General features: G+C 50.3%; 12 protein-coding genes. 3 read left to right on the top strand and 9 right to left on the bottom strand.

What is annotated here, in order from left to right; all coding sequences use genetic code 11:
* The first annotated feature begins 45 nt into the window (after positions 1–45).
* Complete coding sequence (gene bioD / locus FQ015_RS04290) at positions 46–741, top strand: dethiobiotin synthase (protein WP_000919226.1); 696 nt, start codon at positions 46–48, stop codon at positions 739–741.
* On the opposite strand, the gene clcB is transcribed toward bioD, so the two are convergent.
* From clcB to FQ015_RS04325, 7 genes are all read right to left on the bottom strand, one after another.
* Complete coding sequence (gene clcB, locus FQ015_RS04295; protein WP_072039623.1) at positions 694–1986, bottom strand: voltage-gated ClC-type chloride channel ClcB; 1293 nt, start codon at positions 1984–1986, stop codon at positions 694–696. The genes bioD and clcB overlap by 48 nt on opposite strands.
* A 157-nt stretch (positions 1987–2143) precedes the next feature.
* Positions 2144–2758, bottom strand: a complete 615-nt coding sequence (dmsD, locus tag FQ015_RS04300) for a Tat proofreading chaperone DmsD (protein WP_039021280.1) — start codon at positions 2756–2758, stop codon at positions 2144–2146.
* A gap of 42 nt (positions 2759–2800) precedes the next feature.
* Entirely contained in the window at positions 2801–3655 is an 855-nt protein-coding gene (ynfH, locus tag FQ015_RS04305) for a selenate reductase membrane anchor subunit YnfH (RefSeq protein WP_039021281.1), read from the bottom strand.
* Between the two features lies 1 nt (position 3656).
* Positions 3657–4274, bottom strand: a complete 618-nt coding sequence (gene ynfG / locus FQ015_RS04310) for a DMSO reductase like molybdoenzyme iron-sulfur subunit YnfG (protein WP_032184287.1) — start codon at positions 4272–4274, stop codon at positions 3657–3659.
* A 10-nt stretch (positions 4275–4284) separates the two neighbouring features.
* The gene (ynfF, locus tag FQ015_RS04315; protein WP_077782408.1) at positions 4285–6708 is read right to left on the bottom strand and encodes a selenate/tellurate reductase subunit YnfF; all 2424 of its coding nucleotides are present in this window, start codon (positions 6706–6708) and stop codon (positions 4285–4287) included.
* Positions 6709–6768: 60 nt separating this feature from the next.
* On the bottom strand, positions 6769–9195 hold the full coding sequence (ynfE, locus tag FQ015_RS04320) for a selenate/tellurate reductase subunit YnfE (protein WP_039021282.1): 2427 nt from the start codon (positions 9193–9195) through the stop codon (positions 6769–6771).
* A 198-nt stretch (positions 9196–9393) separates the two neighbouring features.
* Complete coding sequence (locus tag FQ015_RS04325; protein WP_039021283.1) at positions 9394–9699, bottom strand: DUF1161 domain-containing protein; 306 nt, start codon at positions 9697–9699, stop codon at positions 9394–9396.
* Between the two features lie 107 nt (positions 9700–9806).
* Here FQ015_RS04325 and FQ015_RS04330 point away from each other — a divergent pair, with 107 nt between their 5' ends.
* Positions 9807–10517, top strand: a complete 711-nt coding sequence (locus FQ015_RS04330) for a YnfC family lipoprotein (RefSeq protein WP_077760064.1) — start codon at positions 9807–9809, stop codon at positions 10515–10517.
* A 2-nt stretch (positions 10518–10519) separates the two neighbouring features.
* Here the strand turns inward: FQ015_RS04330 and speG are convergent, their stop codons facing one another.
* Positions 10520–11080 (bottom strand): spermidine N1-acetyltransferase, encoded by a 561-nt coding sequence (gene speG, locus FQ015_RS04335; RefSeq protein ID WP_001138584.1) that lies wholly within the window; start codon positions 11078–11080, stop codon positions 10520–10522.
* A gap of 34 nt (positions 11081–11114) precedes the next feature.
* On the bottom strand, positions 11115–11456 hold the full coding sequence (locus tag FQ015_RS04340) for a DUF1283 family protein (RefSeq protein WP_039021284.1): 342 nt from the start codon (positions 11454–11456) through the stop codon (positions 11115–11117).
* Positions 11457–11590: 134 nt separating this feature from the next.
* Between FQ015_RS04340 and FQ015_RS04345 the strand changes: the two genes are divergently transcribed.
* Positions 11591–11917, top strand: coding sequence for a YnfA family protein (locus FQ015_RS04345; protein ID WP_001314753.1), 327 nt, complete (start codon positions 11591–11593; stop codon positions 11915–11917).
* The last annotated feature ends 56 nt before the right edge of the window (positions 11918–11973 follow it).

Consider the following 11973-nt stretch of genomic DNA (forward strand, 5'->3'; position numbering starts at 1 on the left):
TATTTTCCTGGTTTATATTTGTGAAGCATAACGGTGGAGTTAGTGATGCTGAAGCGTTTCTTTATTACAGGTACAGACACTTCTGTAGGGAAAACGGTGGTTTCCCGCGCATTGCTACAAGCGTTAGCCTCCCAGGGAAAAACGGTTGCGGGATATAAACCCGTAGCGAAGGGGAGCAAAGAGACACCCGAAGGGCTGCGTAATAAAGATGCCCTGGTGTTGCAGAGTGTTTCAACTATTGAACTGCCTTATGAAGCAGTTAATCCTATTGCGTTAAGCGAAGAAGAAAGTAGCGTGGCGCACAGTTGCCCAATCAATTACACCCTCATTTCAAACGGCCTGGCAAACCTGACCGATAAAGTCGATCATGTGGTGGTCGAAGGTACTGGCGGTTGGCGCAGTCTGATGAATGATTTGCGTCCACTCTCTGAATGGGTGGTGCAGGAACAACTGCCGGTGTTGATGGTTGTCGGTATTCAGGAAGGTTGCATTAACCATGCACTGCTAACAGCTCAGGCGATTGCCAACGACGGGCTGCCGCTCATTGGCTGGGTGGCTAACCGAATCAACCCAGGACTGGCGCATTATGCGGAAATCATTGATGTGCTGGGTAAAAAACTTCCAGCACCGCTCATTGGTGAACTGCCTTATTTACCGCGCGCCGAACAGCGTGAACTGGGGCAATACATCCGCTTAGCTATGCTGCGCAGTGTGCTGGCGGTAGATAGAGTCACGGTGTAACGTCCGCGAAATTACCGACGCAATTACGCAGGCAATCAATAAACCGGGGAGTAGCTGATACTCCCCGGTCATTTCACATATCATCAACGTCGACATAATCGGCGCGTGCGTGGTCGCCGCCAACAGTGTCGCCATCCCGGTTAATCCGAGTAAGAGTGTCATTTCTTCGCCGTAAGGAAACCATAACCCCAGGCTACGTCCATACAACATGCCAATGGCAAGACCGATAAAGAGTGTCGGTGTAAAGACACCACCGGGCGCGCCAGAACCACTACTCGCCAGAACGGCAAACAGTTTGCAAAGGAAGATCCCGCCAATGATCATAAACAGTGGCGGGGCGGTTAAAAAGGATTGTACGGTGCTATAGCCGTTGCCCCACACGGCAGGGGTGAACAGAGAAAGCAGACCCACGATCAACCCGCCGAGTGCTAGTTGCCAGGGGGGCGCAAGTTTGAGAATAACAAATCCTCGATGACTGGCGTTCATTAACGTTAACAACACTGGTCCGCATAGACCTGCCAGCACACCAGTACTGATAATCAGCGCATAGTCACGAGCTTGAACCGTCACTGAGAGTTGCACGCTGTAGAGTAATGCATCGCTATGATTAATCAGATTGCTAATCAGCAACGCCACGACAGCAGAAATAACCACCGGTCCGAGAGAGGCCAACATCATAGTGCCAAACAGCACTTCGGCTATAAATAAACTGCCAGCAAGCGGGGCGCGGTAAGCCGCAGCCATTCCCGCCGCAGCTCCACAGGCAATCCATAATTTCCACTCCTGGCGTGGCGTAAAACGCTGAGCAAAACAGGAGGCGGCAAGGGCAGCTAAAAGAATCATCGCACCTTCGCGACCAATTGCGCTGCCGCTAGTTACTACCAGCAGAGAGGCAAGCGATTTGACCAGGCTTGCTGCGTAATCGAATTTACCATCGGTTTGCAACGCTTCCATGTAATCGGTCGGCGCATGAGGGCGTTGCTGGGTAAATTTCTGCCAGCCCATCAGCAACAAACCCGCCGCCAGTCCGCCGAGCGCCGGAGTTAGCAGCCGTCGCCACGGAGAAAGATTCGTCGCTGCATTGACCAGACTGCCGGAGTCATTATTGAGGAACAGCCATTCCAGTAGCAGCATCGCGTGACGAAACGCGGCAACGGCAAAGGCCGCAAGAATACCGACTATTGTTGCGATAAGCAGACGGCGAAACATAGTGCGCAGATCCGGAAAGCTGTGTAGATGGTGCATGAGCAGAAATGGACAATGAAACACGAGCGACTATTTTGCGGCAAAACAGGTTATCGGCAAAAGCAGTGCGTGCTTAAAGCGATAAAATACGTGACGTTGTAACGTATTATTGCCGAATGACGCGTGATTGTCGCCATCCGGCAATATTGCGGCAACTTTATCGAAACAGTGGTTTAACCGCGACAGGAATCAACAGTTGTGATTGCCATTGCGCCAGCGTTAAGCGAGCCAGTTCACCCAGCGCACGGTAGAAAGGGTGTTCTGCTTTTTCGATAAAAATGTCGAGAAAACGTGTTGACCACGGAAAAAGATGCCATGCCAGCAATTCTTCGCATTCTGTCTTGCGACCATTCTCCGCCAACCACGCAGCCATCAACAGCAGTGAACCAAAATGATCTTCCGGTTCGTTTTGCTTCATTTCGAACTGAATGCCTTTCTCGCGCATCCACTGACGAAGTGCCAATGTTGAATCGCCAAACAGCACAGATTCGCGATCCAGCCAGACCGACCCCCACGGCGGAGACGGCAGTGCCCACGGGCCGACAAACAAACGCTGCCAGGCCTGGGCGCGAGTCTCTTCACTCTGTGCCTGAAAAGCCGTCACCAGCGGCGCTAATGACGCTTCTGGTAGAGGCCACTGAGTTTCCCAGCCGTCACTGGTGAGTACCGCAACCAGAGGTGCGGCTTCCGCACTCTCTGGAGCGTAATAAAACAGCGCGCCCAACACGCGCGCCGCGACAGAAAAATTATCTTGCTGTGAAAAATGGGTCATTCCTAACATCCTGAAATGTGCGGGTTTCCCCGCACCAATTTGTTAACCTGCAATAGCCATTCCTACCGTCATGTGCAGGCCATAAAAGAGCGTACGCCCGATCATCTCACCGCCTAGTATGAGGATTAGCCCCAGAACAAGTCCGGCAACGTGAGGTTCACGGCGACGAATGAGCGGACAAAGCCAGCATCCAAGACCTGCGCATAACAATACCACACGCCAGACCTGTAAGGAGGCGTAATCTGGTACCAGTGCGCTGGCTTGTTGTACGGATGAGTGAATAGATGCCAGAGACAAACCTTGCAGCACAATCACCCCGGCACAAGCGATCAGCGCCAGAACGCTAATGATGGCAAATGGTGTGGTATTAAATGTAACGCGGGCTGCCCGCAGAATTGCGGCAGCAAGTATAGGACCGCTCAACAATACCGTCAGGAAGAACGCCAGTGTAGTGTAGCCGTTGTGCCAGGTTGGCACAGTGTCGATTTGATACACGCAGGTCATCATCCAGACGAAAATGACGCCGAGCACCATGCTAACAAGTAACCAGAGTTTCCCCAGCGCTTGCGGCATTTTACCAATGACCGCCACCAGCCACCATAATCCGCCAACGGCAAAAAATATTGAACCGGCAGCAATCTCGTTACTCAGGCCGGAAGCTCCGATTCGATTCAGCGAGTTAAACGCCCGCAGTGGCGATCCCAGGTGCATGACAGAGGCAATAAACCCGATGCCCATCAGCAGCCAGAGGAAAAACATGCCACGGACAATACGCTGACGGTCTGCGTCATTTTTGCTGGCGAACCAGCCGATTCCGCTAATAATCAGCGCGCCTACGACGCATTGGCCCAATACGGTAAAGATAACCAGTGGCCATTCGTGCCATCCATTTCCCATTTTACACTTCCTCCGGATTAGCCAGGTAACCAGTGGTATCGCCGGTCGGGCGGCTGTTGGCGTTAGGTTTGATTACGATATTAGGTTTTGTGAAATGCGCGCGCGGCAGTGGCGCGACGGCAGCCAGAGTACCGTGTTTCTGGCGCAGTTCTTCAATTGGACCGAATTCAAGTGCACGCAGCGGGCAGGATTCGACACATATGGGTTGTTTCCCCTCGGCGACGCGCGAATAACAACCATCGCACTTCGTCATGTGCCCTTTTTCAGCATTGTACTGTGGCGCGCCGTACGGACAAGCCATGTGGCAGTAGCGGCAGCCGATACAAACATCTTCATCAACCACCACAAAGCCATCTTCACGCTTATGCATTGCGCCGCTGGGGCAGACTTTTGTACATGCGGGGTCATCGCAATGGTTACAGGAGATGGAGAGATAATAAGCGAACACGTTCTGGTGCCAGACGCCATTATCTTCCTGCCAGTCGCCGCCAGCATATTCATAAACACGGCGGAAACTGACTTCCGGGCCAAGATCTTTAAAATCTTTGCACGCCAGTTCGCAGGTTTTACAGCCAGTACAGCGGCTGGAATCGATAAAAAATCCATATTGTGTGGTCATGGGCTACTCCTTAAACCTTTTCGATCTGGACGAGATTGCTGTGCGACGGGTTTCCCTTTGCCAGCGGTGAAGGGCGGTGAGAGGTCAGAATATTGATACTGCCGCCGTGATCGACCCGGTCACCAAACATATCCGCATTAAGCCACGCACCTTGCCCGATGGCGGTAACGCCAGGCAGAATACGCGGAGTCACTTTTGCGGCAATCAGCATTTCTCCATTATTGTTAAATACCCGCACGGTATCGCCATGACGGATACCGCGTGCCTGAGCATCAATGGGGTTGATCCACACCTCTTGTGGGCAGGCCTGCTGTAACACATCAATATTGCCGTAGCTGGAGTGGGTACGCGCTTTGTAGTGGAAGCCCGTTAACTGCAGTGGATAGGTTTTCCGCAGGGGATCGTCCCAGCCATCAAAACCTGGGGTATACGCAGGAAGGGGATGAATAATTTCATCTTTTTTCAATTCCCAGGTATCCGCAATCGTCGCCAGTCGTTCAGAATAAATTTCGATTTTCCCCGAAGGTGTTTTCAACGGGTTTGCCTGTGGATCTTCACGGAATGCGCGGAAAGCGACATAGTGTTCTTCCGGGCATTTTTTCTTAAAGATCCCGGTCATTTTCATCTCCTCGTAGTCCGGCATCTCAGGGTTACGTTCCTTCGTTTTCGCATGGAGATATTTTATCCATTCATGCTGACTGCGACCTTCAGTAAAGGTTTGATAAACGTCTGGTCCTAAGCGTTTGGCGACTTCACTCAGCATCCAGTAGATGGGTTTGCGTTCAAATTTTGCTGAGGTTGCGGGTTGGGCGAGGATCACATAGCCCATATTCCCTGCAGATTCATGAGAGATAAGGTCTTCTTGCTCTGTTGGCATCAGGTCGGGCAACAGGATATCGCAATACTTAGCCGAGGCCGTCATGAAGTGGTCAATGCCAACAATCATCTCGCACTTGCTGTCATCCTGAAGCACCTCATGGGTGTGATTGATGTCGCCATGTTGATTGATCAATGTGTTACTGGCGTAGCACCATAAAAACTTGATTGGCACATCCAGTTTTTCTTTTCCACGAACACCATCACGGGTCGCGGTCATTTCCGTACCATGGTCGATGGCATCTGTCCACGTAAAGACGGAAATCTGCGTTTTAACCGGATTCTCGAGCATCGGGAACCATTCTACCCCCAGATCCCAGCTACCTTCGCGTACCCCTGAGTTGCCGCCGTTTATGCCGACGTTACCGGTGAGAACGGAAAGCATGGCAATAGCGCGGGACGTTTGCTCGCCGTTGGAGTGTCGTTGTGGCCCCCAACCCTGACAAATATAAGCAGGTTTTGCTGAACCGATCTCTCGTGCCAACTGGATAATTTTTTCTTCCGGGATGCTGGTGATTTTTGCTGCCCATTCCGGCGTTTTAGCAATGCCGTCAGGCCCTTCGCCCAGAATATAGGCTTTATAATGTGCGTTACGTGGTGCGCTGGGGGGCAGCGTTTTTTCATCGTAACCAACACAATATTTGTCGAGAAATGGCTGATCGACCATGTTTTCCGTAATCAGTACCCAGGCAATCGCACAGGCCAGTGCGCCATCGGTGCCAGGGCGAATGGGCAGCCATTCATCTTCACGCCCGGCAGCTGTGTCGTTATAACGTGGATCAATGACGATCATGCGTGCGTTTGAACGTTCGCGGGCTTGCTCGACGTAGTAAGTGACACCACCGCCGCTCATCCGGGTTTCTGCCGGGTTATTTCCGAACATAACGACCAGCTTCGTATTGGCGATATCATCCGGGCTGTTGCCATCATTGGCACCGAACATATAACTCATTGCGGCACTGATCTGTGCGGTACTGTAGCTGCCATAGCGACTGAGAAAACCACCACAAGAGTTCATCAGACGGTACGGGACGTTTGAGTTGGTGATGTTTCCGCCATCTACGCCTGTTCCATAGAGAACATGTACAGCCTCATTGCCGTAATCTTTTAGGATCCGCCGAAGATTATCACTGATGGTCTCCAGGGCTTCGTCCCAACTTATCCGTTCAAATTTACCTTCACCGCGCTTGCCGACGCGCTTCATGGGATATTTCAACCTATCAGGATGATTCATCCGTCGGCGGATAGAGCGCCCGCGTAAACACGCGCGAACCTGATGATTACCGTAGACGTCGTCACCTGTCGTATCAGACTCCACCCAGTACACAGTGTCATCTTTCACATGCAAACGTAACAGACAGCGGCTCCCGCAGTTAACGGTGCAGGAACTCCAGACCGCTTTCTCTTCTACCGGTGCCTCTGCCGCTCGGACCATTTGGGAAAATGGCAGTGTGAAAGCACTGCTTGCTAGCGCGAGACTGCCAAGAGCGGAGGTTTTCACCAGACTTCTACGGCTGATTTCAGCCGACATGAGCGCCTCTGTGGTATGGATTTTCATCATTACTCACTTATTGCTTTTCAAACAAAATGTCATGTCAAAATTTATGGTCGTAGTGGGTTATATTTTTTCGATCTCGACCAGATTAGTGTGCTGCGGGTTTCCCTTCGCCAGTGGTGAAGGGCGCAGAGTGGTTAGCGTATTCACACAGCCGCCGTGGTCGATTTTATCGCCAGACATATCGGCTTCGTGCCAGGCTCCCTGGCCCATAGCGCTGACTCCTGGCAGAATGCGTGGTGTCACTTTGGCCGGTAACCGAACTTCGCCACGATGGTTAAACACCCGCACCATATCGCCGTTGGCAATCCCACGTTTCTGTGCATCTATAGGGTTGATCCACACTTCCTGACGGCAGGCTGCCTTCAGGACATCAATGTTGCCGTAGGTCGAGTGAGTACGGGATTTGTAATGGAAACCAAACAGTTGTAGCGGGAAGGTACTACGTTCAGGGGCGTCCCAGCCTTCGAAAGTTGAGGCATAAACCGGCAGTGGGCTTATTACTTCATCTTTTTCCAGTTCCCAGGTACGGGCAATTTCCGCCAGTTTGCTGGAATAAATTTCGATCTTACCGGAAGGCGTTTTAAGTGGATTTGTCTCGGGGTCGTCACGAAATGCTTTGTAGGCGACAAAATGACCATTGGGATCTTTACGCTTATAGATACCCATTTTTTTCAGTTCGTCGTAAGACGGTAACGCCGGATCTTTGGCAAGCATTTTGGCGTACAGATGTTGTAACCATTGTTCCTGGGTGCGACCTTCAGTGAACTTTTGATAGACGTCAGGTCCAAGACGTTTCGCGACTTCACTCAGGATCCAGTAAATCGGTTTGCGTTCGAATTTTTCGCTGGTGACTGGCTGAAGGAAAATGAGATATCCCATGTTACCGGCGTAGTCGTTAGGAATAATATCTTCCTGCTCAACGGTCATCAGGTCTGGCAGCAGAATGTCGGCATATTTTGCCGATGAGGTCATAAAGTTTTCGATGACCACAATCATTTCGCATTTCGATTCGTCCTGCAGAATTTCATGCGTTTTGTTAATGTCAGAATGCTGATTAACCAGGGTATTTCCCGCGTAGTTCCAGATGAACTTAATGGGCACATCCAGTTTATCTTTGCCGCGGACGCCGTCGCGGATTGCCGTCATTTGCGGGCCATGATCGATAGCATCCGTCCAGCTGAAGCAGGAGATTGATGTTTTGACCGGATTATCCAGCACCGGCAGGCGTTCTATGGTAATGGTATAGGTGGATTCACGCGCGCCACTATTTCCGCCGCTGATGCCGACATTGCCCGTCAGAATAGGCAACATCGCAATAGCGCGTGCGGTCAGCTCACCGTTTGCCTGGCGTTGCGGTCCCCAGCCCTGGCAGATATAAGCGGGTTTTGCTGTGCCGATTTCACGCGCCAGTTTGATGATACGGTCCACCGGGATACCGGTAATTTGCGAAGCCCACTGCGGCGTTTTTGCTGTTTTATCGTCACCATCACCAAGAATATAGGCTTTATAGTGGCCATTTTTTGGTGCATCTGCGGGTAAGGTTTTTTCGTCATAACCGACGCAGTATTTATCGAGAAAAGGTTGATCAACGAGATTTTCGTTAATCAATACCCAGGCAATGCCCGCTACCAGCGCGGCATCAGTGCCCGGGCGAATAGGAATCCATTCGTCTTCACGACCGGCAGCCGTGTCGGTATATCGCGGATCGATAACAATCATTTTTGCGTTCGATTTCTCGCGCGCTTTTTCAAGCAGATAAGTGATCCCACCGCCGCTCATGCGGGTTTCTGCCGGGTTGTTACCAAACATAACGACCAGCTTGCTGTTTTCAATATCCGTGGTGCTGTTGCCATCATTACTGCCGTAGGTGTAGGGCATGGCACAGGAAATTTGCGCAGTGCTGTAGGAGCCATACTGGTTGAGTGAACCGCCGTAGCAGTTCATCAGGCGTTTGACCGCCGAGGCTGATGGCGAAGAGCGGGTCATATTGCCGCCAACGATCCCCGAAGAGTACTGAATATATACAGCCTCATTGCCATATTGTTCGACGGTTTTCTTCAGGCTACTGGCGATAGTATCCAGGGCTTCATCCCAGCTAATCCGTTCGAATTTGCCTTCGCCGCGTTTGCCCACGCGTTTCATTGGATAATTCAAGCGATCGGGATGATTAATACGCCGACGGATGGACCGACCGCGCAAACAGGCGCGTACTTGATGATTGCCATACTCGTCGCTGCCGGTGTTGTCAGTTTCCACCCAGGTGACTTCATTATCTTTAACATGTAGACGAAGTGCACAGCGGCTACCACAGTTGACGGAACAGGCACCCCAGACCACTTTTTCGCTGGCCTGTTGTACCGCTGCCGCTGCACTGCGCAGGGTGAACGGTAAAGAAAAACCGCCTGCAGCCAGCGCCAGAGAACCTATCGCGGTAGATTTAACGAGTGTTCTGCGGCTGATGCCCACCATTTGTTCATTTTTGGACATAACTCACTCCCTGTTCTTTATCGTTATATAAAAGTTTATATATTGAATATTTAGCGCGCTAACAATAGAGGGAGTCTACCCATTTTGGGTTAAGAATTATTAATCCATATCAATAGAAGGGTATGAGTAATAAGGCGGGATTATGTTGTATGTTCATATCGCCGGACCTGTTGAATCCGGCGTTTAGTCAATAATGTGTTACTGCGGTTCGGCAGGCGCGCCATCCTGAGTAGACTGCGCGGGGGCAGAGACGTTACCGCTGGTGGTGCGGGTGTAAAGAATTTTATGCGTATCATTGGCGCAATGCCCGACGACCTGGGAATCAGGCTGATCAACCTGGTCATTGGGTACAATACTTAACGTGAAGCTGCTTTCAGGTACGCCATTATTGATAATACGCTGTGATATATCGCTCTTTATGCGCTCACAGGAAACCGGGACGGCGAGTACCGTGGGTGAGGCGAGGGCGAGCAGAAGCGCGGCACAGCAAGTTGAGAGTTTCATCATAAGCTCCTTACGCGAATATAACTTCTTTAAGCATAGCATTTAACGTGTAAAGTACTGTATTTGCTACTATGATTGAGAATCATCTCTACTGTCTGGTGACTGTTGTGAAATACAAATTACTACCATGCTTACTCGCGATATTACTCACAGGATGTGACCGCACAGAGGTAACACTTTCATTTACCCCTGAGATGGCCAGTTTCTCTAATGAATTCGATTTTGATCCGCTGCGTGGTCCGGTAAAAGATTTCACTCAGACATTAATGGATGAGCAAGGTGAAGTGACGAAACGTGTTTCGGGGACTTTGTCGGAAGAAGGCTGTTTTGATTCACTCGAATTACTGGATCTGGAAAATAATACCGTGGTTGCCCTGGTATTGGACGCCAATTATTACCGTGATGCCCAGACGCTGGAGAAAAGAGTACGTTTACAGGGAAAATGCCAGCTAGCAGAATTACCTTCTGCCGGGGTGAGTTGGGAAACCGATGATAATGGCTTTGTGATTAAAGCCAGCAGCAAACAGATGCAGATGGAATATCGCTATGATGAGCAGGGGTATCCGCTGGGTAAAACCACGAAAAGTAACGACAAAACATTATCTGTCAGCGCCACGCCATCAACGGATCCGATCAAAAAATTAGATTACACCGCGGTTACTTTACTGAATAATCAACGGGTAGGTAATGTAAAACAGAGCTGTGAATATGACAGTCACGCCAATCCGGTGGACTGTCAGCTAATCATTGTTGATGAAGGAGTAAAACCCGCCGTCGAACGGGTTTATACCATCAAAAATACTATCGATTATTATTAATGCTATTGTGCGGTCGGCTTCAGGAGAGTCTGCCCCGGTGTTTTGTGCTCTGCCAGATACTGATGCTGGAATATGCACATGCGAATGGCATTCCGATATTGACCATTAATAAAGAACTCATGCATCAATTCACCTTCAACCGTAAAGCCAAGCTTACGGTAAATGTGAATTGCTTTTTCGTTCTCTTTATCGACGATCAGATACAGCTTATAAAGATTGAGAACGGTGAAGCCATAGTCCATTGCTAATTTTGCGGCGCGGGTAGCCAGACCTTTCCCCTGATACTCCGGGGAGATAATTATCTGAAATTCTGCGCGGCGATGGACATGGTTAATTTCCACCAGCTCCACCAGACCGGCTTTTTCGCCGTCACATTCCACCACAAAGCGCCGCTCGCTCTGATCGTGAATATGCTTATCGTACAGATCAGAGAGTTCAACAAAGGCTTCGTAGGGTTCCTCAAACCAGTAACGCATCACACTGGCGTTATTGTCGAGTTGATGTACATAGCGTAAATCTTCACGCTCCAGCGGACGTAGCTTAACACTGTGGGCGCTTGGCATAACGTGTCCTTACATTCCTTAAATCAATAACAGGTTAGGGGGTAATAACGCGGCCAGTTCGACGGTCCAGGCAGCGCAATGTATTTGGCTCCCAGTAGGCATTGATGTTGGCACTTTGCTCGCATTTATCGCGGTTATCAAAAGCGGCGTCGGCTTTATCCCACTCTTTTTCAGTGCGTTTATTCACTTTCTGGCGCAGATTGCGCGTGTCATTCCATTGCTCTTTTTCCATAGCGGCGTGCTGGCGGCTTTGTGCACTGTCGCCAGACTCAATCACCAGTTTGTTAGTTTCGGCATGAACAGTTGTGCTCAATGCCAGTGTGCAAGGCAGCAGAAAAGCGAGCAGGCCGATTCGTTTGCTGAGAGTGACTTTCATAATTCATTCCTTGTGTGAATGATTAAAGGCGATTCTACACCATCCACTGTGAACGCAAAACGCACCGGGAGGATGTTTATATTGATGATATTATGTCGCCCTATAACTATACATGATGTCAATAAGTGACAAAGATGATTAAAACAACGTTACTGTTTTTTGCTACTGCGCTGTGTGAAATTATTGGATGCTTTCTGCCCTGGTTGTGGTTAAAACGAAACGCCAGTATCTGGCTGTTGCTTCCGGCGGGGATTTCTCTGGCACTGTTTGTCTGGTTGTTAACGTTGCATCCTGCGGCGAGTGGGCGTGTTTACGCGGCTTATGGTGGCGTTTATGTCTGCACGGCGTTGATTTGGCTGCGCGTTGTGGATGGCGTGAAACTGAGTCTTTATGACTGGACGGGGGCGTTGATTGCGCTTTGCGGCATGTTGATCATTGTTGCGGGCTGGGGGCGCGCGTAAGGACATAAATTCATTTTATCAATAAGATACAAGGAAGTGTCAGCTGACAAAAGGTA

This window comes from Escherichia sp. HH26CH (assembly GCF_009820205.1).
In the GTDB taxonomy this organism is placed as follows: Bacteria; Pseudomonadota; Gammaproteobacteria; order Enterobacterales; family Enterobacteriaceae; genus Escherichia; species Escherichia coli_F.